Raw genomic sequence first — 20,115 nt, 5'->3', positions numbered from 1 at the left:
GTGCAGAATTCTGCTCCGCCGTACTCTTCGGCTGAGATTACGGCATGGATCCTTGGGTCTCCGCGACGGAGCTTCGCTCCTGCTCCGCCCAAGGATGACGAAGTTGGGGAGGCTTCGGCCAATCCCGAACGCCTGCGATGATCCATTCAAACGATCGATGGATGCTGGGCGCCAAGAAGCCCTCCGATCTGTCAAAATCACCGTGTCGAGGAATGAGACCGTGTCCGAGGACCGTCTCTTGAAAACTCCTTTGATCGATCGTCGTGATTTCCTCAGGGCCGCAGGCGTTGGCTTTGTTGCTGCGATGGCGCCTTCGGCATTGGCAAAGACGCTTGCCGCCGACGCCGTCTTCGCCACCGCGTTCGTCAAGCGCGACGGCAGCTATGGCGCGGCCATCCTGTCCGAAGCCGGCAAGGTCCTGCACGCTATCGACCTGCCCGCCCGCGGTCATGACGTCACCTTCGATCCGGTGTCGAAACGCTCCGTGGTCTTTGCCAGGCAGCCCGGCACCTTCGCGGTGGTCTTCGACCACACGGGCCGCGACGAGCCGCTGACCATTGCCAGCGTAAGTGGACGGCATTTCTTCGGCCATGGCGTGTTTTCGACCGACGGTGCGCTGCTCTACGCCACCGAGAACGATTTCGACAATGCCGCCGGCGTGGTCGGTGTCTACGACGCGCGTGCGAGATTCAAGCGGGTTGGTGAGTTCCCGACCTATGGCATGGGCCCGCACGAGCTTCTGCTGCTGGGCGACGGCAGGACGATTGCCGTCGCCAATGGCGGCATCGAGACGCATCCGGATTATGGCCGCGCCGAGCTCAACATCGCGACGATGAAGCCTTCCTATGTGCTGGTCGACCGCCTCACCGGCGACCTCATCGAAAAGCACGAACTGCCGCCGGAGCTGCACCAGCTGTCGATCCGTCACATGGATGCCGACCGATCCGGCACGGTCTGGTTCGGCTGCCAGCACAGAGGGCCGGGCACCGATCGTCCGCTGCTGGTCGGCCGCGCCGCGCGCGGCAAGGATCTGCAACTGCTCGACATGCCGCAGGACGTGCTGTCCGGCTTCAGGAACTATATAGGCTCGGTCGCTGCCAACCCTGCTGCCGGTACCGTCGCCGTGTCCTCGCCGGAAGGCAACTCGCTTGCCGTCATCGATGCGGCCAGCGGCCGGATCGTCGCCACCAGCGCGCTGGCCGAGGTCTGCGGCGTGGCGCCCGACGGGGCGAGCTTCATGGCGACGACAGGCACCGGCGAAATCGTCGAAGCGGGCGGCGCAATAAGGTCCGAACTGGACTATGTCTGGGACAATCACATGCTGCGCATCGAGCAGGCCGGATAAGTGCGTCCGGCACCGGTTCCCAAACGGCTACGCTCGCTGGAGGGTACCGCCTTCGGGCGAGATCGAAGCGAAGCCACCAAACGAATTATGCATTATCCCCTTGCGGGGACGAGCCATGGCAGGCACAGGGAAATTGTTTTTCGAACCCTGTGCCCAAGCGGGTGCTCCAACCGGCCGCCTCATGAAGCTGCTTGCCATCGACTGCGCCGCCAATCTCTGCGCCGCCTGTGTCTACGACGCGGCGGTCGGGAAGGAGCTCGGCCGTTCGGTGTTCGATCTCGGCAAGGGCCATGCCGAGCATTTGATGGCCGTGATCGAGGAGGCGTTGAAGGCGGCCGGGACCGACTATGCCGGCCTCGGCGCCATCGCTGTCTCCACCGGTCCGGGCTCCTTCACCGGCCTGCGCGTCGGTGTCTCGGCGGCGCGGGGCCTGGCGCTGGCGCTGAAAATTCCGGCAATCGGGGTGACGACGCTGGAAGCGCTGGCTGCGCAGGCGAAAGAGACATCTCCCGGCCGCGCCGTGCTGGTCGCGCTCGACGCCGGCCGCGAGGAAATCCATGCAGCACTTTACGACGAAGCATCCGTTTTGATTTACGGTCCCGCGGTGACCACGCTTTCGCAAGCCGCCGCCATGGCGGTGGATAGGTCTCCGGTTATGGCCGGCACGGCGACATCGCAAATTGCCGCTTCGGTCGGGCGCGCCTTCGACATCGGCCCGACAAGTGCCACTGCGGATATCGCAATCTATGCCCGGCTGGCCGCTACCAAGGGTGAAGGCGAAAAGCCGAAACCGCTTTATTTGCGCGGGGCGGACGCCAAGCCGCAGGCCGGGTTTATCCTGTCCAGGAAGAAAGCCGGGAAGAAAAACTGATGCGCATTCCTTTCCTCCAGCCGCGCCGCAGGGACTTTGCGCTCGAGCCGCTGACGATTGCCGACAGCGCGGCCATGTCGGTGCTGCATCGCGAGGATTTCGTCCGGCCGTGGACCGACGACGAATTCGCCGCACTGCTCGAGCAGGACACGGTGTTCGGCTATGCCGCGCGCGAGACCGGACAGGGTGCCAAGCCGCCGGTCGGTTTCGTGCTGGCGCGCCTGGCGGCCGGCGAAGGCGAGGTCCTGACTGTCGCGGTGGCGCGCTCCCATCGCCGCCAGGGCCTTGGCTGGCAACTGATGGATGCCGTTCTGCGCGAACTGCATGCGCAACGCGCCGAGGCGCTTTTCCTCGAGGTCGACGAGACCAACGTCGCCGCGATCGCGCTGTATCGGCGGCTGGGATTCCGCGAGGTCGGCAAACGTGCCAACTATTACAGATCGCCCGAGCACGGCCCGACCGGGGCGCTTGTCATGCGCCGCGATCTTCGGTAGCGCATCAGCCCGCAAATCGGAACCGATTTTCGGAAAGCACGATGCGTAGATTCAGATGCGCAGAATCAAAAATGCTAGAGAGCACTTTGTGCGTACAATTGGACGCACGTCGCTCTAGCCATAGGTGGGGCAGGGCCAAGAGCGGATGATCGGAAAAATCAGGATTTTCCTGGCGCTGGGCCTCGTTGTCGCCGGCTCGTTGATCCTCGTGCCGCTGCAGATCCTGTCGATGAAGACCGGGCTCTGGCGCGAGACGTTCATCCTGAAGATCTGGCACCGGCTCATCATCCGGGCGCTGGGCATGCGCATCCATGTCAAGGGGACCTTGTCCAGCCAACGCCCGCTATTGGTTGCGTCGAACCACATCTCCTGGACCGACATCATGGTGCTGGGGTCGATGGTCGACGTGACGTTCATCGCCAGGGCCGACATGGCCGGCTGGCCATTGATCGGCATGTTGTCGAAGCTGCAGCGCACCGTCTTCATCGAGCGCGAGCGCAAGCGTTCGTCGGGCGACCAGGCGAGCGAGATCGCCAACCGCATGGCCAAGGGCGACGCCATGGTGCTGTTTGCCGAAGGTTCGACCGGCGACGGCAACATGATCTTGCCGTTCAAGAGCACGCTGTTCGGGGCCGCCTCGATGGCGATTTCGGAAGGGGCGGCCGAAAGGGTCTTCATCCAGCCGGTGGCGATCGTCTATACGCGCCTGCACGGCGTGCCGCTCGGCCGCAGGCACCGGCCGATTGCCGCCTGGATCGGTGACGAGGATTTGATGCCGCATCTCAAGATCCTCATGGCAGAGGGCGGGCTCGATGTCGAAGTGCATTTCGGCGAGCCGGTTGCCTTTTCCAAGGGCTCCAACCGCAAGGAAACGGCAAGGCTGATGGAGAGTCGGGTGCGCGATATGGTGCAGGCGACGCTCGCCGATCCGCACCCGAGCCGGTAGGCGCCGGAAAAGCTCCAGCGCAAATTCAAGTGCACCAGCATCCTTTGCGCGTCCAAGAGGACGCGCGGTGCTGGAGCATTTTGCAGCCAAGTGGAATCACTTGGCGTCGCACAAATGCGGCTAAAACAAACAGATAGAGCGGGATGCCCCCGTTCAATCCAAATGCACCCCGCTCTACGGGCAGAATCGTCTGTTTTTTGTCGGGGAAAGGCGTTAGAAGCCGCCAGATGGAATTAAATACGATAGAACGGGACGACATTGATACTGCCGCCGAAAGTGCGGTCGTACCGTCTGCCGCAAGCAGGAAGGTCTTCGTCAAGACCTATGGCTGCCAGATGAACGTCTACGATTCGCAGCGCATGACCGACGCGCTGGCCGCCGACGGCTATGTGGCGACGGACGCCATCGCCGATGCCGATCTGGTGCTGCTCAACACCTGCCATATCCGCGAGAAAGCCGCCGAAAAGGTCTATTCCGAACTCGGCCGCATTCGTGAGATGAAGGCCGAACGGGCTCGGGCCGGCCGCGAGATGCTGGTCGGTGTCGCCGGCTGCGTGGCGCAGGCCGAGGGCTCCGAGATCATCCGCCGCTCGCCGGCCGTCGATCTGGTCATCGGCCCCCAGACCTATCACAGGCTGCCGCATGTGCTGGCACGGGTGCGCGGCGGCGAAAAGATCGTCGAGACCGACTATGCCATCGAGGACAAATTCGAGCATCTGCCGCAGCCGAAACGCGCCGAGATCATCAGGCGCGGCGTCACGGCGTTTTTGACCGTGCAGGAGGGCTGCGACAAGTTCTGCACCTTCTGCGTCGTGCCCTATACCAGAGGCTCGGAAGTGTCGCGGCCGGTGGCGCAGATCGTCGCCGAGGCCGAGCGGCTGGCGCAAGCCGGCGTGCGCGAGGTGACGCTGCTTGGCCAGAACGTCAATGCCTGGCATGGCGAGGGCGAAGCCAAAGGGGGCAAGACCGAGGAATGGGGTCTTGGCCGCCTGCTGTTCCGGCTGGCCGAGATTCCCGGGCTGGCGCGGTTGCGCTATACCACCAGCCACCCGCGCGACATGGACGACGAATTGATCGCCGCCCACCGTGATTTGCCGGCGCTGATGCCCTATCTGCATTTGCCTGTGCAATCCGGCTCCGACCGCACACTCAAGGCGATGAACCGCAGGCATACGGCAAAGGACTATCTGACGCTGCTCGACCGGATCCGCGCCGCGCGGAGCGATATAGCGCTTTCGGGCGATTTCATCGTCGGCTTTCCCGGCGAGACGGAGGCGGATTTCGAGGCGACGATGGACCTTGTCCGCCAGGTGAACTATGCCTCGGCCTTCTCGTTCAAATATTCGCCGCGCCCCGGCACGCCGGGCGCAGAAATGGCCGATCATGTGCCGGAAGCCGTCAAGGACGAGCGCCTGCAGCGGCTGCAGGCGCTGCTGCTGAAGCAGCAGCAGGATTTCGGCGCGAGCCTGGTCGGCAGCACCATCGATACGCTGATCGAGAAGCCGGGCCGCCAGGCCGGCCAGAAGGTCGGCCGCTCGCCGTGGCTGCAGCCGGTTATTGTTGATGAAATGTCCGGCGAAATCGGTGAGATTATCCAGGTACGAATCACGAAGACGGGTTACAACAGCCTGTTCGCCGAATTGGCCTGAAGGTCTCGGCAGATGAGGAGAGACGGTTGAGCGCTGCGGAAGTGAAGAACCTGCCCCAGAACCTACCATCGGGGGCTTCGGATATGGCGCACATCGTTCTGACTTTCGACAACAACAAGCTTGCCAGCGCCCTTTATGGCCAGTTCGACGAAAATCTGGCCAGGCTTGAGCAGAAGCTTGGCGTCGATATCCGCTCGCGAGGCAACCAGCTGACCATCAAGGGCTCCGCCTCGGCCGCCGAGCAGGCGCGCCGCGCCCTGGATAATCTCTACGGCATTCTCCAGAAAGGCGCTGACATCGGCCAATCGGACGTCGACGGCGCCGTGCGCATGGCGATCGCCGCCGACGACCAGCTGACGCTGCCGACGCTGGAGCGCAAGGGCAAGGTGTCCGCCGCCCAGATATCGACGCGCAAGAAGACGATCTATGCCCGTTCGCTCAACCAGGACGCCTATATGCGCGCGCTGGAACGGTCCGAACTCGTGTTCGGCATCGGCCCGGCTGGCACGGGAAAAACCTTCCTAGCGGTGGCGCATGCGGCGATGCTGCTCGAACGCGGCATGGTCGAGCGCATCGTGCTGTCGCGGCCGGCCGTCGAGGCCGGCGAGCGGCTCGGCTTCCTGCCCGGCGACATGAAGGAGAAGGTCGATCCCTATCTGCGGCCGCTCTACGACGCGCTTTACGAGATGATGCCGGCCGACAAGGTCGAGCGGGCGATAGCCGCCGAGGTGATCGAGATCGCGCCGCTGGCCTTCATGCGCGGCCGCACGCTGGCGCACTCCGCCGTCATCCTCGACGAGGCGCAGAACACCACGCCGATGCAGATGAAGATGTTCCTGACCCGTCTCGGCGAGAATTCACGCATGATCGTCACCGGCGATCCGACCCAGATCGACCTGCCGCAAAACACCAAATCCGGTCTGGTCGAGGCGCTCAGGATCCTCGACGGCGTCACCGGCATGGTGACGGTACGCTTCAACGAAGGCGACGTCGTCAGGCATCCGCTGGTCGCCGAGATCGTCAAGGCCTACGACCGCGACGGCAAGCTGGCCCGGGGCCTGGGCGCCGAAGGCTGAAGATGCGGCCTTATGGCTGAGGACAAAAAGTCTGTAGGCGGGGACCTTCCGGTTCCCGTCGACATCGATATAGCGGTCGAAGCGGGCGACTGGCCCGATGAGGCCGCGCTGACGCGGCTGGTCGATCGAGCCGTTGCCGCTGCGTTTGCCGAAACCGGCGCGGCCGCCCGTTCCGAGCTCAGCATCGTCTTTTCTGACGATGCCCATATCCGCAGCCTCAATGCCGGCTGGCGCGGCAAGGACAAACCGACCAACGTCTTGTCTTTCCCGGCTTTTCCGCTCGCGAAAGGCGGTCCGCTGCCCCCCATGCTGGGCGACATCGTGCTGGCCGCCGAAACGGTCGCGCGGGAAGCTGCACTGGAAGACAAGCCTGTCGAGAACCATATCATCCATCTCGTCATCCACGGCCTGCTGCATTTGCTGGGCTACGATCACGAGACCGACGCCGAGGCCGAGGAAATGGAAGCCGTCGAACGCGCAGCACTTGCGAGGCTTGCCATTCCCGATCCCTACGCGTAACTAAAAAGATCAAATGACCGGACGACGATGAACGACAAACCAGAGACTGCCGCCCGCCCAGACGCCGGCAGTGCGACCAAGCCATCCGAACAGACGGAAGAGGGCTCTAGTCCGAGTACCACGACCGGCAGCTTCGCCAGCGAGCCATCGCCTGCCGGTCCTTCCCTGTTCGATCGCGTGCTCGGCCTGTTCAGGCAACGCAACGGCACCAGCCTGCGCGAGGAGATCGCCGACGCGCTTGCCGAAACGGCGAGCGATCCCGGATCCTTCTCGCCCGGCGAGCGGGCCATGCTCAACAACATCCTGCGCCTGCGCGAGGTGCGCGTCGAGGACGTCATGGTGCCGCGCGCCGATATCGAGGCGGTCGAGATCACGACGAACCTGGGCGATCTTCTGGGACTGTTCGAGCAGTCCGGCCATTCCCGCATGCCGGTCTATTCGGAAACGCTCGATGACCCGCGCGGCATGGTCCACATCCGCGACGTGCTCGCTCACATCACCAAGATCGCCCGCGTCAGGAAGGGCAGGACGACCAGGAAAGCCGCCGCCACCACGCTTCTCGATCTTGCCAAGGTCGATCTCGCGCGCACCATCGGCGACCTGAACCTGATCCGCCCGGTGCTTTTCGTGCCGCCGTCGATGCTCGCCTCCGATCTCATGGGGCGGATGCAGGCGATGCGCACCCAGATGGCGCTGGTCATCGATGAATATGGCGGCACTGATGGTCTGGCCTCGCTCGAGGATATCGTCGAGATGGTGGTCGGCGACATCGAGGACGAGCATGACGAGGACGAACCGATGATCACCCAGACCGGCGAGGGCGTGTTCGTCGTCGACGGCAAGGCCGAGATCGACGAAGTCACCAAGATGATCGGCGAGGATTTCGCCGCCGGCGAGCATGGCGAATATGTCGACACGATCGGCGGCATGATCTTCAACACGCTTGGCCGTGTTCCGGCCCGCGGCGAAGTGGTGCAGGCCATACCTGGTTTCGAATTCCTTGTGCTCGACGCCGATCCACGCCGCGTCAAGCGCGTGCGCATCGTGGAGACCCAAAAGGGCGAGCGCCGCCGGCGCGCGGTGCGCGCCGAGCAGGCTTGAAAGACGCCGCTCGCCCGATGACGGTCGACGATCCGTTCAAGCACTCAACCTTGGGCTCCGGCATATTCTACAAGAATCCGCGCGCCGCATTGATCTGGCTTGAAAAGGCTTTCGGATTCGAGCCAAGCATGGTGGTCAGCGACGCTGATGGCAGGCTCGTCCATTCCGAGATGCGGTTCGGTGACGGCTATATCATCGTCGATGCCGAATGGGCCGACCATGTCGCCAGCCCCGCGTCGGTCGCCGGCAAGAACACGCAGTCGGTCTATGTGCGCCTCAAGGACGGCATTGATGCCCACTGCGATCGTGCAAGGGCGGCGGGAGCCGAGATCGTCCAGGAGCCTGCTGACCAGTTCTACGGTGAACGGCAGTGCGATCCTGAAGGTCACGTCTGGACCTTTTCCCAGACCGTACGCTCCGTTCCACGCGAGGAGGCTGAGCGGCTGGGCGATCTACAGATCGAAGGCTGGCACCAATAGCGTCTCGTTACCCAACAATCAATGGTGGCTCCCGACCAGCCGGAGAAACCCCCTTCGCGCAGCCTTCGATATTCAACATTGTAGTCGTGCATCAGCGCATAATCTTCGATTCCGCAAATTTCCGCTACGGTTGGTGAACGGAAGTTCCCACGGCTGTGCTCAATTGGGAAGATGCGCCGATACCGGTCATTCACGGCCGCGCAGCCCCTAGCGCCCGGTTATGCACTCGCCCAGGCGCCTCCGGCAGCGTCGCACCCATCCAACACCACCCCAAATTTATCAAGTATCGCCCGCGCCGTCGGAACCGCTCACACCGGCACTCAGCCCCGGGCGGATGTTCTGGTTATGGTGGAAGACGTTGTCGGGGTCGTACGAGGACTTCACGTCAGCCAGCCGGTCAAAGACGGAGTCGCCGTACGCCTCTCGGACCCGGCCCGGGTCTTCGTCGCCGCCGAGGAAATTGACGTAGACGCCTTCGCGGAAGCGGCCAAGAGCGGCGAGGAACCCCCTCGTCCAGGCCGTCTCTCGGTCGCCGAAGTCCTCGCCGGGCCGCCACGCAGCGTGGACGATGATCGCGTGCGACGCTTGCCGGTTCCCGAACGCCGTCGCGCCCTCGGCCACTCGGCTCACCGCCCCCTTCAGATGGAACATTGCCACATACGACCGTGGCGACGAGCAGGAGAATGCGTGCCCGGCGATCACGTCGATGAGGTCGTCGCGGAGCGCGGGGAGGTGGGTGGCCTTCCAGTAGTAGTTCCAACCGTGGAGGACGGTCGAGTCGAGCGCGCTCTGGAATACCACGTACGGCTTGGGCCCGGCCAGATCGAGGAGGGGAGTCCGAAATGTGCGGAGCGGGCGGAGCGCCTTCTCACCGTCCTCGATCGGCCCGGCGTAGCACGCGCCCACCATCACCACCGGGCGCCAGTGCAGTTCCTCGGGAATGACCGATAGAGGCGGCACGGTGCAGAATTTTACGACCGTGCCGAGCTCGTCGGGAGCGTCGCGGATGAAGTCGCGGTAGAAACGGAGGACCTCCCCGGCGTCGCTCGCGTCCCAGAGGATAGGCCCGGCCAGAACCGTGGGCCCGACGGGGTGGAGGCGGAACTCGAACGAGGTGACCACGCCGAAGTTGCCGCCGCCGCCGCGCAACGCCCAGAACAGATCGGGGTGCTCGTCCTCGGACGCCCGCAGCCGCTCGCCGTCGGCCGTCACGACGTCGGCGGCGAGGAGGTTGTCGACCGCGAGGCCATGCTTGCGCATCAGCCAGCCGATGCCACCGCCGAGGGTGAGCCCGGCGACTCCGGTATGGCTAACGATTCCGCCGGTGGTGGCCAGGCCGTGCGCCTGCGTCTCGCGGTCGACGTCGCCCCACAGCGCGCCACCCTGCACCCACGCCCTGCGGCCGGCGGGATCGACTCGCACGCCCCGCATCGCCGAGAGGTCGATGACGATCCCGTCGTCGCAAACGGCGGTGCCCGCCACGCCGTGACCTCCGCCCCGTATGGCGATCTCCAGATTGTGGTCGCGAGCGAAACGCACTGCCGCGACCACGTCGGCGGTTCCGATGCATCGGGCGATCAGATGCGGGCGCCGGTCAATGGCGCCGTTCCAGATTGCACGGGCGACATCGTAGTCGGCGTGGCTGGCATTGATCAGCCGGCCTTGGAACCCGTCGATTTCCACGACGGTTGGCTGCATGCTCCCGTGGTGGGCTTCTGCGTACGTTGTTGTCGTCATAGGTGTCGTCATCGTGTCCTCCTCTCGTCGAGAGAGGCCACATCGGACCACGGCGGGCCGCTGCCGTATAGTCAACAATCTGGACTCCACAATCGGAGGCGGATGCGCAACACTGCTGTTGTGAGGACGTCCGTCATGAGGACATACGGCCAGTACTGCCCCATCGCCCGTGGCGCCGAGATTTTCGCCGAGCGCTGGACGCCGCTGATCATCCGCAACCTGCACCTTGGCTGCGGAACCTTCAGCGAGATCCTGGAGGGCGCGCCCGGACTCTCCCGTACCCTGCTCTCAGAGCGGCTCAAGCAGCTCGAATGGGTCGGTGTCGTCGAGTCGAATCCCAAGCCAGACGGGCGCGGGCGCCACTACGAGCTCACGTCGGCGGGCCACGACCTCTTCACGGTCTGCCAGTCGCTCGGCGAGTGGGGCGCGCATTGGCTCGAGATCGCCCCCCAGCACCTAGACCCCTTTGTGGCCCTGTGGTCGATGTGCAAGGCGCTCCGCCGGGACCGGCTCCCGGATCGACGCGTCGTCATCCGCTTCGACTTCACCGGCCGCCCACACCGGGAGCGCTATTGGCTACTCATCGAGCTCGGAGACACAGAGATCTGCAAGACTTACCCTGGCTTCGACGAGGACCTCTACATCACGGCGGAAGCCGAAGCTTTCGTCAAATGGCACGCCGGCCAGCTCAGTTGGTCCCAAGCCACCCGCGAGGACCGAATCCAGCTCGACGGCGACCTGTCGCTCGCAAGAGCCTTCCCGACCTGGAACGCCCGCAGCATGTTCGCCCACATCATGCCGGTCTCCCGCACCGTCACGAGTCATGCAGGTTGACATTCCGGATGCGGCCTCCCGATGCGGCACCGCACCGCCGGCGTGTGACGTGAACAAACTCCCATACCTCACATGCTATCCGGAATGGAAAGCCGCCGGATTGCCGATCGTCTGATATTCACATAACTCGAAGCACTGATGCCGAAAGCGGGCGTATTACCAAGGTCCGAAGACATCCAGTGTTTTGCCATTGGCTCGACGATTGCGAATGACAGCAACGGTTCGATTGCCGAAATTCAATCCGGCACGCAGGCTGAAGCGTGGCCGTTTGGAACGTGGACCGCAGCCTGATAAATCTTCTGCCGTGATTCGAACGACTCGGAAGCATTGATGAAGCGCCTGGCCGGCCGGATAATTCTGCTATGGGGTTGGCGTCGCGCCCTTGTGGCGTTTCTTGCCGGGGCGCTGGCGGTTCTTGCCCAGGCGCCTTACGATTTCTTCGCCGTCGGTTTCGTTTCGTTTCCGCTGCTGGTCTGGCTTCTCGACGGTGCGACCGGCGAAGCTTCCGATGGTTGGTTCCGGCGTTTGCGGCCGGCTTTCGCCATCGGCTGGTGGTTCGGCTTCGGCTATTTTCTCGCCGGCCTGTGGTGGATCGGCTCGGCACTTCTGGTCGAGGCCGACAGTTTCGCCTGGGCGCTGCCCTTCGCAGTGGTCGGAATTCCGCTGGCGCTCGCCTTTTTCTACGGCTTCGCAACAGCGGTTGCCCGGCTGCTGTGGAGCAACGACATCGGCCGCATCGCCGCTCTTGCCTTCGGCTTCGGCCTGGCGGAATGGCTGCGCGATTTTCTGTTCACCGGGTTCCCGTGGAATGCCGTCGGCTACGCGGCGATGCCGGTGCCCTTGCTTATGCAGAGCGTGTCGGTGACCGGCATGGTCGGCATGAACGCGCTGGCGGTCTTCGTCTTTGCACTGCCGGCCCTGCTTGCGGCGGGCCGGCATGTCCGCCTGGGAGCTGCACTGCTTGCCGTTCTCGTCGCGGCCCATGTCGGCTTCGGCTATGTCAGGCTTGCTGCCAAGGTCGAGCCCGCAACCCGCGCAATCGACGTCCGCATCGTGCAGCCGGCTGTCGACCTCAGCGAGAAGTGGGACGCTTCGGTGCCCGACCGGATCTTCGCCATGCTGATGGGGCTTTCGGCCGAGGCGCCGCAGGCCGGCCATGACAAGCCGCAATTGATCCTGTGGCCGGAAACCTCCGTGCCGTTTTTTTTCGCCGAACGTCCCGATGCGCTGACCGCTCTGGGAGAGATGCTTGGCGACGGCCAGATGCTGATCGCCGGCGTCGTCCGGGAGGAGGGCGGCTCGGCAGCAGATGCCGACAGGCGGTACTACAATTCGGTGGTGGCGATCGACGACAAGGGTGAAATCGCAGATGCTGTCGACAAGGTTCATCTGGTGCCCTTTGGCGAATATCTGCCTTTTGCCGACCTGCTTGGCCGCTTAGGACTCAAACAGCTCGTCGCCGGGCCGACGACCTACGCGGCCGGCAATGAGCGGCATCCGATCACGCTGTCCGGTGGCATCCGCATGCTTCCGTTCATTTGCTATGAAGTCATCTTTCCCGATCTGGTGGCGATTGACGCTACGTCAGCTGAGCTTATTGTGAATGTCACGAACGACGCGTGGTTCGGTGACACGCCGGGTCCATACCAGCATTTCAGGCAGGCGCAGGTTCGTGCTGTGGAGAACGGGGTGCCCTTGTTGCGTGCAGCCAATAACGGCATCTCCGCTGTCGTCGATCCGCGCGGGCGCATCCTCGATGCACTGGCGATCGACGCACGCGGAGCCGTCGATGTCCATGTTCCGATTTCCAATCAAGCCATCGTTTCTTCCAGCCAAAGACGCATTAACGGACTGCTGATCTTGTTGCTGTTTGCCCTGGCCGCTTTCACATTGAATGTAAGGCAAAAGCTACGGGCGAATTGACAGTCGACACATTAGAAACTCATACTGTAACGGCCTGAAATTTCTCGAAGTCGGTACGTCGTTGTGTTGGGGCACTGGCCGCCGGCTTCGTTTGGGCAGAAAAACACAAAAAGCCGGAAAAATTCGGCGAGGAAAAAATGGCAGAAGAAAACAAGAAGAAGCCGAATCCTATCGACATCCATGTCGGAAGTCGCATCAGGCTTCGTCGCAATATGTTGGGAATGAGTCAGGAGAAGCTGGGCGAGAACCTCGGCATAACGTTTCAGCAGATACAGAAATACGAAAAGGGGACCAATCGCGTTGGCGCCAGCCGGTTGCAGGCAATCGCCTCGATACTCGGCGTTCCCGTCGCTTTCTTTTTCGAGGACGCGCCGGGCCAGGAGACCGTGGGCAACCGCGGATTTGCCGAGGATGCATCAATGGCTTTTGCCGTCGAATTCTGCGGCACTCCTGAAGGTCTTCAACTCAACCGGGCCTTCGTCAAGATCGCCGACGTGAAGATACGTCGCAAGATCATCGAGCTTGTGAAGGCCCTTTCCACCGACGAAGTCGATTGATTTGGGCCGACTGAGTTGGCGACCCTTGAAAAGCCGGAAATGGCGAGGCCGTCATAGCGGGGCAGGCAAATTCTCGCGATCTCGCGCATCGTGGAATTTACATCCCATAGGCATGCCGGAGAGCGGATCGATTTTGCTCGACGCCCATGCTCAAATTCTTTTTCATCAACGTGTTGAAGCTAAGCACGTGTTGGAGCTAAGGCACGCTGGCGGCATCCTGCCGCCGGTCACAGCCGGTCGCAGTTGGTATAAGATAATAGCGCGATTTTTACACCAGAATGACCGCACCGCTTGACGAGCGCCGCCCGGCACAGCTAACACGTGGCGCGCCAATCGGCAGCGTGCCGATATTTTTTTCAAGAGGGGACACCCGTGACGCGGCAAAACTATCTATTCACCTCGGAATCCGTTGCCGAGGGTCATCCCGACAAGGTTTGTGATCGTATCTCCGACGAGATCGTCGATCTGGTCTATCGCGAGGCCAGAAAGACCGGCATGGACCCTTGGAAGGTCCGCGTCGCCTGCGAAACGTTGGCAACCACGAATCGCGTCGTCATCGCCGGCGAGGTGCGCGTCCCCGAGACGCTGCTCAAGAAAGACAAGGCCGGCAACATCCTGATGGATGCCGCCGGTCATCCGCTCGTCAATCCAGCGAAATTCAAGTCGGCCGCCCGCAAGGCGATCCGCGAAATCGGCTATGAACAGGCCGGTTTCCACTGGAAGACGGCAAAGATCGAGGTTCTGCTGCACGGCCAGTCGCCGGATATCGGCCAGGGCGTCGACAATGCCTCCGACCGGCAAGGCGAGGAAGGGGCCGGCGACCAGGGCATCATGTTCGGCTATGCCTGCCGCGAGACGCCGGATCTGATGCCGGCACCAATCTACTACAGCCACAAGATCCTCGAATTGCTGGCCGCCGCGCGCCATGAGGGCAACGGCGATGCCGGCCGGCTCGGGCCGGACGCCAAGAGCCAGGTCACCGTCCGCTATGTCGACGGCAAGGCGGCGGAAGTGACGCAAATCGTGCTGTCCACCCAGCATCTCGACGCCAGCTGGGATTCGAAGAAGGTCCGCAACGTCGTCGAACCCTATATCCGCGAGGCGCTGGGCGAGTTGAAGATCGCCGACAGCTGCAACTGGTACATCAACCCGACGGGCAAATTCGTCATCGGCGGGCCAGACGGCGACGCCGGCCTGACCGGGCGCAAGATCATCGTCGACACTTACGGCGGTGCTGCACCCCATGGCGGCGGTGCTTTTTCCGGCAAGGACACCACCAAGGTCGACCGTTCCGCAGCCTATGCGGCACGCTACCTCGCCAAGAACGTGGTGGCCGCCAAGCTCGCCGATCGCTGCACCATTCAGCTTTCCTATGCCATTGGCGTCGCCCAGCCGCTGTCGGTCTATGTCGACCTGCACGGCACCGGCAAGGTCGATGAGGCAAAGCTCGAGCAGGCGCTGCGCACCGTGATGGACCTGTCGCCGTCCGGCATCCGCCGTCACCTCGATCTCAACAAGCCGATTTACGCCAAGACGTCGTCTTATGGCCATTTCGGCCGCAAGGCCGGCCGCGACGGGTCCTTCTCCTGGGAAAAGACCGACCTCGCCAAGGCGCTCAAGGATGCACTCGCCGAAGCGTCCGCCGAAGCAGTCGCGGCCTAGCCGCGGCGTCCATGGATCCGAAAGACCGGCCAAGCCGTGCGACCGAAGCATTTTTCGGTCGCCGGCGCGGCAAGACCATCCGTCCGCAGCAGGCAGCGGCACTGGAAAGCGGCTTCAGCACCTACCGGCTCGATCTGACGGCTGGACCGCCGGCCGAATTGCGCAGCCTGTTCGAAGCCGATGTCCGCGCCATTCATCTCGAAATTGGTTTCGGCGGAGGCGAGCACCTGCTGCATCGGGCGACGGCGGCTCCTGAGACCGGTTTTGTCGGCGTCGAGCCTTTCGTCAACGGCATGGCCAAGCTGATGATGGCGGTCAGGGAACGGCCGCTTGCCAATCTTCGGGTCTATGACGACGACGCCACACGCCTGCTCGACTGGCTCCCGCAAGCCTCGCTCGACGGCATCGACCTGCTCTATCCCGATCCCTGGCCGAAGAAGAAACACTGGAAGCGCCGCTTCGTCAGTCCGGTCAATCTCGACCGTTTCGCGCGCGTGCTGAAGTCAGGCGGAAAATTCCGCTTTGCGTCCGATATCGACAGCTATGTGAACTGGACGCTGCTGCACTGCCGGGCACATGATGCGTTTGCGTGGCAGGCTGAAGAGGCAGCCGACTGGCAGCGGCCCTATGAGGGTTGGCCGGGTACCCGCTACGAGGCCAAGGCCATTCGCGAAGGCCGGCGGCCGGCCTATCTCACCTTCGTCCGAAGATAGGCATATTTCGTTAAGCATCGCGCATCGCGCGCTTTGCCTTCGACGAGGACCAAAGATGTCCTCGCCCTGCGGTCGCCGGTCTTAGAAGCGGCCGATCTTGTGGAAGGCGGCCGGATCCATGCCGAGATTGCGCAGATCGTGCGCGCGCGGCTTGCGGCCGGCTTCGACGGCGTGCGAAGCGGCGACGGCGCTGCCGAACACGGTGAAGAAATCGCCGATGGCCGAGAAAACCTTGCGGTTGGTCATGATTATGCCCTTTCGCCTGCTGCTATGCGTGATTGGATTTGTGCAGCGCAACATAGATAGGCGCGTATTGCCTGATATCACAGGGACGTCGCCGCATGGCCGCCATGCGCCCTGTGCAAGGCTGCCGCCGCCGGCAGTTTCGCCCGGCCCTGCATACGGACTTGAAACGACGGCCGCGATCGTCTATATCAAGCTCAAATTCTTGGTCGGTATGGCGAAGAGTGGGTCCACCCGGTCCCGCTCTTTTTTGTTACCTTCCGACCGCCAATGAAGCCACAGGAATCGAATGACGGCAACGGCAACCGACGGCGACGACCGCATCATCCGCGAAAGCGGCATCGATGCGCGCATCGCGCTGATCGTGCAGCCGGTGCTGCGTGCCATCGGCTTCCGCCTTGTCAGGGTGCATCTGACAGGCCAGAACGGGCTGACGCTGCAGATCATGGCCGAGCGCGAGGACGGCACCATGACCGTCGAGGATTGCGAAGAGGTCAGCCGGGCGGTGTCGCCTGCGCTCGATGTCGATGATCCGATCGAAAAGGCATATCATCTCGAAGTGTCGTCGCCGGGTATCGACCGGCCGCTGGTCCGTAAGTCGGATTTCGCGACCTGGACGGGTCATCTGGTGAAGATGGAAACCTCGGTCCTTGTCGCCGACCGCAAGCGCTTCAAGGGCAAGATCGCCGAGAGCGACGCGGACGGCGTGCTGATCGAGCGCGACAAGGCGGCCTATGGCGAACAGCCGACGGTGCGTGTGCCCTACGATGCGATTGCCGAAGCACGGCTGATCCTGACCGACGACCTTATCCGCGACGCACTGTCGAAGGACAACAGGGCGCGCAAGGAAGCTAAGAAGCGCCGCGGCGAACCCGAAGACGCGCCAGAGGGCGTAGAAGCGGGCGCGGAAGATGAAACCGAACAGGAAATGTGATTGGGCTGCCGGGCGCAAGGCTCGGCAACAAGCTCGGGAGAAAAACGATGGTTGTAAGCGCCAACAGGCTTGAACTGCTGCAGATCGCCGATGCGGTCGCGCGTGAAAAGTCGATCGACAAGTCGATCGTCATCGCCGCCATGGCCGATGCGATCCAGAAGGCGGCGCGCTCGCGCTATGGCCAGGAAACCAACATCCGTGCCGACATCAATCCGAATACCGGCGAGATGAAGCTGCAGCGGCTGATGGAGGTGGTCGAGAAGGTCGACGACTATGCGACGCAGATCGCCATTTCCTCGGCGCGCGAGCGCAATCCCGACGCCCAGCTCGGCGACTTCATTGCCGAACAGCTGCCGCCGATGGATTTCGGCCGCATCGCCGCCCAGTCGGCCAAGCAGGTCATCGTGCAGAAGGTGCGCGAGGCCGAGCGTGATCGCCAGTATGACGAGTACAAGGACCGCATCGGCGAGATCGTCAACGGCACCGTCAAGCGCGTTGAATACGGCAATGTCATCGTCGATCTCGGCCGCGGCGAGGCGATCATCCGCCGCGACGAGCTGATCCCGCGCGAAAACTACAAATATGGCGATCGCGTCCGCGCCTATGTCTATGACGTGCGCCGCGAGCAGCGCGGTCCGCAGATATTCCTGTCGCGCACCCATCCGCAGTTCATGGCGAAGCTGTTCACCATGGAAGTGCCGGAAATCTACGACGGCATCATCGAGATCAAGTCGGTCGCCCGCGATCCGGGTTCGCGCGCCAAGATCGCCGTCATCTCGCGTGACAGTTCCATCGATCCGGTCGGCGCCTGCGTCGGCATGCGCGGCAGCCGCGTTCAGGCAGTGGTCGGCGAATTGCAGGGCGAGAAGATCGACATCATTCCGTGGTCGCCTTCGGCCGCTTCCTTCATCGTCAACGCGCTGCAGCCGGCGGAAGTCGCCAAGGTCGTGCTCGACGAGGACGCCGAACGCATCGAGGTCGTGGTGCCGGACGACCAGCTGTCGCTGGCCATCGGCCGCCGCGGCCAGAACGTCCGGCTCGCCTCGCAGCTCACCGGCTGGGATATCGACATCCTGACCGAGCAGGAAGAGAGCGAGCGCCGCCAGAAGGAGTTCGTCGAACGCTCGGCTCTGTTCATGGATGCGCTCAACGTCGACGAGATGGTCGGCCAGGTGCTCGCCTCCGAAGGCTTCACCAGCGTCGAGGAAGTCGCCTATGTCGATGCTGACGAGATCGCGTCGATCGACGGCTTCGACGAGGACACCGCCTCGGAAATCCAGGCCCGCGCCCGCGAGTATCTGGAGAAGATCGAAGCCGAGCATGACGAGAAGCGCAGGGCTCTGGGCGTCAAGGACGAGCTGCGTGAGATTCCCGGCGTGACCACCGCCATGATGGTGACACTCGGCGAGGACGGCGTGAAGACGATCGAGGATTTCGCCGGCTATGCGGCCGATGACCTGACCGGCTGGAAGGAACGCAAGGACGGCGAGACGAAGGTGTTCCCCGGCGTGCTCGCCAGTCACGGCGTGTCGCGTGCCGATGCCGAGCAGATGGTTCTGGCCGCCCGCCTCAAGGCCGGCTGGATCACCGAAGACGAGCTTGCAGCCGAAGACGTGACGGCTGACGAAGCCGTTGGTGCGTGAGGTGAAACCGCATCGCACACAACCCGCCCTTGGACGAGATGAACGATCGCACTTGCATCGTCACGCGCAGACAAGCCGAACCGGATGAACTGATCCGTTTCGTCGTCGGCCCGGATTCGGCCGTCGTTCCGGATATCAAGAAAAACCTGCCCGGCCGCGGTTGCTGGGTGACCGCCGACCGCCTACATATCGACAAGGCGGCAGCGAAGAACCTGTTCGCTCGCGCCTTCAAGGCGCAGGTGACCGTGCCGACAGATCTCGGCGGCATGGTCGACGGGCTGCTTTCCAGATCCGCTCTGGGCATGCTCGGTCTTGCCCGCAAGGCAGGCGCGATCGCGCTCGGCGCCACCAAGGTCGAGAGCGCGGTGCGTGGTGGGCTGGCGCTTTTCGTGTTGCATGCGACCGAGGCGTCAGATGACGGCGTCCGCAAGATCAGCCAGGCGCGACGGGCAACCGTCCGCCTTGGCGGCCCCGCCATCCCTGCCTACAAACTTTTCTCCGAGGCCGAGTTGAGCTTGGCATTGGGGGGTACAAATGTGATACATGCTGCCGTTCTCGCGGGAGACGCGGGCAGGGCGGTCCAGAAGCGCATGGTTGCGCTCGACCGATATCGGGGCGGTTCCCCGGACGATCTGGCAATGCTTGCGGCCGTTGCTGACGAAGATGATGCCGCAGAGGATATGGAATGAACGATACGAAATCGGGCGACGACAAGACGTTGAGTGTTACGCCGAAGAAGACTTTGACGCTGAAGCGCCCCGGTACGGAACAGGGCACCGTGCGCCAGAGCTTCTCGCATGGCCGCACCAAGGCGGTCGTGGTCGAGACCAAGAAGCGCAAGTTCTCGCTGCCCGGTGACAAGCCGGAGCCGGCCGCTGCCCCGTCCGTCTTCACGCCGAAGCCGCCGGTCGCGGCAGCGCCCGTTGTGCAGGAGGCGCCCAAGGCGCCGCCGCCTCTGCCGCCGGTCGAACGCGGCGGCATGGTGCTGAACGAATTGTCGCGCAACGAGATGGAGGCGCGCCGCCGGGCCCTTGAGGGCTCGAAGGTGCGCGACGTTGAGGATCGCCAGCGCGCCATCGACGAGGCCAAGCGCCGCGCCGAGGATGAAGAGCGCCGCCGTCGCGAGCGCGAGGAATCCGCGCGCCGCCAGGCCGAGGAAGAAGCCCGGCTGCAGGCCGAAGCGGAGTCCCGCCGGCGTGCCGAGGAAGAGGCGCGCCGCCGCGCGCCGCTGGCTGCCGAACTGGCGACGGTCGACGACGAGGACGTCAAGCCGAAGCGCACCCGCGCCGGGGCGCCCGGGGGCCCGCCCGGGACCCCCGAAGTGGGGCGGGCCGCCAAACCGCCCCAGGGCGGATAAAATAGCCGCCCCCGCAAACAGACGCAGAAATA

20 protein-coding genes and 1 pseudogene are annotated in these 20,115 nt (G+C 63.5%); 19 read left to right on the top strand and 2 right to left on the bottom strand.

Annotated elements, in window-relative coordinates:
• Window positions 1-238: 238 nt before the first annotated feature.
• The 9 genes from AC0L3I_RS04285 to AC0L3I_RS04245 all read left to right on the top strand — a co-directional run bounded on the left by AC0L3I_RS04285 (window position 239) and on the right by AC0L3I_RS04245 (window position 8,480).
• Window positions 239-1,345, top strand: a complete 1,107-nt coding sequence (locus AC0L3I_RS04285; RefSeq protein ID WP_473483888.1) for a DUF1513 domain-containing protein — start codon at window positions 239-241, stop codon at window positions 1,343-1,345.
• 181 nt (window positions 1,346-1,526) lie between these two features.
• The gene (gene tsaB / locus AC0L3I_RS04280; RefSeq protein ID WP_473526086.1) at window positions 1,527-2,216 is read left to right on the top strand and encodes a tRNA (adenosine(37)-N6)-threonylcarbamoyltransferase complex dimerization subunit type 1 TsaB; all 690 of its coding nucleotides are present in this window, start codon (window positions 1,527-1,529) and stop codon (window positions 2,214-2,216) included.
• Window positions 2,216-2,710 carry a ribosomal protein S18-alanine N-acetyltransferase gene (gene rimI / locus AC0L3I_RS04275; protein WP_095493615.1) on the top strand — a complete coding sequence of 165 codons (495 nt, stop codon included), beginning with the start codon at window positions 2,216-2,218 and terminating at the stop codon, window positions 2,708-2,710. The genes tsaB and rimI overlap by 1 nt, the downstream gene beginning before the upstream one ends.
• Before the next feature lie 145 nt (window positions 2,711-2,855).
• Window positions 2,856-3,656 carry a lyso-ornithine lipid O-acyltransferase gene (gene olsA / locus AC0L3I_RS04270; protein ID WP_473526085.1) on the top strand — a complete coding sequence of 267 codons (801 nt, stop codon included), beginning with the start codon at window positions 2,856-2,858 and terminating at the stop codon, window positions 3,654-3,656.
• A gap of 227 nt (window positions 3,657-3,883) precedes the next feature.
• Complete coding sequence (gene miaB / locus AC0L3I_RS04265) at window positions 3,884-5,305, top strand: tRNA (N6-isopentenyl adenosine(37)-C2)-methylthiotransferase MiaB (protein ID WP_473483878.1); 1,422 nt, start codon at window positions 3,884-3,886, stop codon at window positions 5,303-5,305.
• An 83-nt stretch (window positions 5,306-5,388) separates the two neighbouring features.
• A complete protein-coding gene (locus tag AC0L3I_RS04260) occupies window positions 5,389-6,381 on the top strand; it encodes a PhoH family protein (protein WP_287305617.1) in 993 nt (330 codons plus the stop codon).
• A 12-nt stretch (window positions 6,382-6,393) separates the two neighbouring features.
• Complete coding sequence (ybeY, locus tag AC0L3I_RS04255) at window positions 6,394-6,900, top strand: rRNA maturation RNase YbeY (protein ID WP_473526084.1); 507 nt, start codon at window positions 6,394-6,396, stop codon at window positions 6,898-6,900.
• Between the two features lie 27 nt (window positions 6,901-6,927).
• Complete coding sequence (locus tag AC0L3I_RS04250; RefSeq protein ID WP_258120613.1) at window positions 6,928-8,001, top strand: hemolysin family protein; 1,074 nt, start codon at window positions 6,928-6,930, stop codon at window positions 7,999-8,001.
• A 17-nt stretch (window positions 8,002-8,018) separates the two neighbouring features.
• Window positions 8,019-8,480: a VOC family protein gene (locus tag AC0L3I_RS04245; RefSeq protein WP_473526240.1), complete on the top strand. Its 462-nt coding sequence runs from the start codon at window positions 8,019-8,021 to the stop codon at window positions 8,478-8,480.
• 279 nt (window positions 8,481-8,759) lie between these two features.
• Here AC0L3I_RS04245 and AC0L3I_RS04240 read toward each other — a convergent pair whose 3' ends face one another.
• Window positions 8,760-10,178, bottom strand: a complete 1,419-nt coding sequence (locus AC0L3I_RS04240; protein WP_473526083.1) for an FAD-binding oxidoreductase — start codon at window positions 10,176-10,178, stop codon at window positions 8,760-8,762.
• A gap of 174 nt (window positions 10,179-10,352) precedes the next feature.
• Here AC0L3I_RS04240 and AC0L3I_RS04235 point away from each other — a divergent pair, with 174 nt between their 5' ends.
• The 6 genes from AC0L3I_RS04235 (at window position 10,353) to trmB (ending at window position 15,906) form a co-directional block, all read left to right on the top strand.
• Window positions 10,353-11,051 carry a winged helix-turn-helix transcriptional regulator gene (locus AC0L3I_RS04235; RefSeq protein ID WP_473526082.1) on the top strand — a complete coding sequence of 233 codons (699 nt, stop codon included), beginning with the start codon at window positions 10,353-10,355 and terminating at the stop codon, window positions 11,049-11,051.
• A gap of 138 nt (window positions 11,052-11,189) precedes the next feature.
• Window positions 11,190-11,342 (top strand): hypothetical protein, encoded by a 153-nt coding sequence (locus AC0L3I_RS04230; protein WP_473526081.1) that lies wholly within the window; start codon window positions 11,190-11,192, stop codon window positions 11,340-11,342.
• A 39-nt stretch (window positions 11,343-11,381) separates the two neighbouring features.
• Window positions 11,382-12,974: an apolipoprotein N-acyltransferase gene (lnt, locus tag AC0L3I_RS04225; RefSeq protein ID WP_473526080.1), complete on the top strand. Its 1,593-nt coding sequence runs from the start codon at window positions 11,382-11,384 to the stop codon at window positions 12,972-12,974.
• Between the two features lie 137 nt (window positions 12,975-13,111).
• The gene (locus AC0L3I_RS04220) at window positions 13,112-13,531 is read left to right on the top strand and encodes a helix-turn-helix domain-containing protein (protein ID WP_123146516.1); all 420 of its coding nucleotides are present in this window, start codon (window positions 13,112-13,114) and stop codon (window positions 13,529-13,531) included.
• 372 nt (window positions 13,532-13,903) lie between these two features.
• Window positions 13,904-15,193: a methionine adenosyltransferase gene (metK, locus tag AC0L3I_RS04215; RefSeq protein ID WP_473526079.1), complete on the top strand. Its 1,290-nt coding sequence runs from the start codon at window positions 13,904-13,906 to the stop codon at window positions 15,191-15,193.
• An 11-nt stretch (window positions 15,194-15,204) separates the two neighbouring features.
• Window positions 15,205-15,906: a tRNA (guanine(46)-N(7))-methyltransferase TrmB gene (trmB, locus tag AC0L3I_RS04210; RefSeq protein WP_473483857.1), complete on the top strand. Its 702-nt coding sequence runs from the start codon at window positions 15,205-15,207 to the stop codon at window positions 15,904-15,906.
• 81 nt (window positions 15,907-15,987) lie between these two features.
• On the opposite strand, the gene AC0L3I_RS04205 is transcribed toward trmB, so the two are convergent.
• A complete protein-coding gene (locus tag AC0L3I_RS04205) occupies window positions 15,988-16,152 on the bottom strand; it encodes a hypothetical protein (RefSeq protein WP_473483854.1) in 165 nt (54 codons plus the stop codon).
• 286 nt (window positions 16,153-16,438) lie between these two features.
• On the opposite strand from AC0L3I_RS04205, the gene rimP reads away from it, so the two are divergent.
• From rimP to AC0L3I_RS04185, 4 genes and pseudogenes are all read left to right on the top strand, one after another.
• Window positions 16,439-17,083: a ribosome maturation factor RimP gene (rimP, locus tag AC0L3I_RS04200; RefSeq protein WP_473483852.1), complete on the top strand. Its 645-nt coding sequence runs from the start codon at window positions 16,439-16,441 to the stop codon at window positions 17,081-17,083.
• 47 nt (window positions 17,084-17,130) lie between these two features.
• Window positions 17,131-18,726, top strand: coding sequence for a transcription termination factor NusA (nusA, locus tag AC0L3I_RS04195; RefSeq protein ID WP_473526078.1), 1,596 nt, complete (start codon window positions 17,131-17,133; stop codon window positions 18,724-18,726).
• 38 nt (window positions 18,727-18,764) lie between these two features.
• Entirely contained in the window at window positions 18,765-19,415 is a 651-nt protein-coding gene (locus AC0L3I_RS04190; RefSeq protein WP_473483849.1) for an RNA-binding protein, read from the top strand.
• Window positions 19,412-20,115: pseudogene (locus AC0L3I_RS04185) on the top strand (IF-2-associated domain-containing protein); the annotation flags it as partial. The gene AC0L3I_RS04190 and the pseudogene AC0L3I_RS04185, both read left to right, overlap by 4 nt.

This window comes from Mesorhizobium sp. WSM4840, assembly GCF_055811755.1.
Note: the sequence above shows the minus strand (reverse complement) of the source record. Positions and strands in the feature narration are given on the sequence as shown.

Coding starts and splice junctions, on each gene's coding strand:
- tsaB (WP_473526086.1), top strand. CDS start 1,527: ATGAAGCTGCTTGCCATCGACTGCGCCGCCAATCTCTGCGCCGCCTGT.
- rimI (WP_095493615.1), top strand. CDS start 2,216: ATGCGCATTCCTTTCCTCCAGCCGCGCCGCAGGGACTTTGCGCTCGAG.
- olsA (WP_473526085.1), top strand. CDS start 2,856: ATGATCGGAAAAATCAGGATTTTCCTGGCGCTGGGCCTCGTTGTCGCC.
- miaB (WP_473483878.1), top strand. CDS start 3,884: ATGGAATTAAATACGATAGAACGGGACGACATTGATACTGCCGCCGAA.
- AC0L3I_RS04260 (WP_287305617.1), top strand. CDS start 5,389: ATGGCGCACATCGTTCTGACTTTCGACAACAACAAGCTTGCCAGCGCC.
- ybeY (WP_473526084.1), top strand. CDS start 6,394: ATGGCTGAGGACAAAAAGTCTGTAGGCGGGGACCTTCCGGTTCCCGTC.
- AC0L3I_RS04250 (WP_258120613.1), top strand. CDS start 6,928: ATGAACGACAAACCAGAGACTGCCGCCCGCCCAGACGCCGGCAGTGCG.
- AC0L3I_RS04245 (WP_473526240.1), top strand. CDS start 8,019: ATGACGGTCGACGATCCGTTCAAGCACTCAACCTTGGGCTCCGGCATA.
- AC0L3I_RS04240 (WP_473526083.1), bottom strand. CDS start 10,178: ATGCAGCCAACCGTCGTGGAAATCGACGGGTTCCAAGGCCGGCTGATC.
- AC0L3I_RS04235 (WP_473526082.1), top strand. CDS start 10,353: ATGAGGACATACGGCCAGTACTGCCCCATCGCCCGTGGCGCCGAGATT.
- AC0L3I_RS04230 (WP_473526081.1), top strand. CDS start 11,190: ATGCCGAAAGCGGGCGTATTACCAAGGTCCGAAGACATCCAGTGTTTT.
- lnt (WP_473526080.1), top strand. CDS start 11,382: ATGAAGCGCCTGGCCGGCCGGATAATTCTGCTATGGGGTTGGCGTCGC.
- AC0L3I_RS04220 (WP_123146516.1), top strand. CDS start 13,112: ATGGCAGAAGAAAACAAGAAGAAGCCGAATCCTATCGACATCCATGTC.
- trmB (WP_473483857.1), top strand. CDS start 15,205: ATGGATCCGAAAGACCGGCCAAGCCGTGCGACCGAAGCATTTTTCGGT.
- AC0L3I_RS04205 (WP_473483854.1), bottom strand. CDS start 16,152: ATGACCAACCGCAAGGTTTTCTCGGCCATCGGCGATTTCTTCACCGTG.
- rimP (WP_473483852.1), top strand. CDS start 16,439: ATGACGGCAACGGCAACCGACGGCGACGACCGCATCATCCGCGAAAGC.
- nusA (WP_473526078.1), top strand. CDS start 17,131: ATGGTTGTAAGCGCCAACAGGCTTGAACTGCTGCAGATCGCCGATGCG.
- AC0L3I_RS04190 (WP_473483849.1), top strand. CDS start 18,765: ATGAACGATCGCACTTGCATCGTCACGCGCAGACAAGCCGAACCGGAT.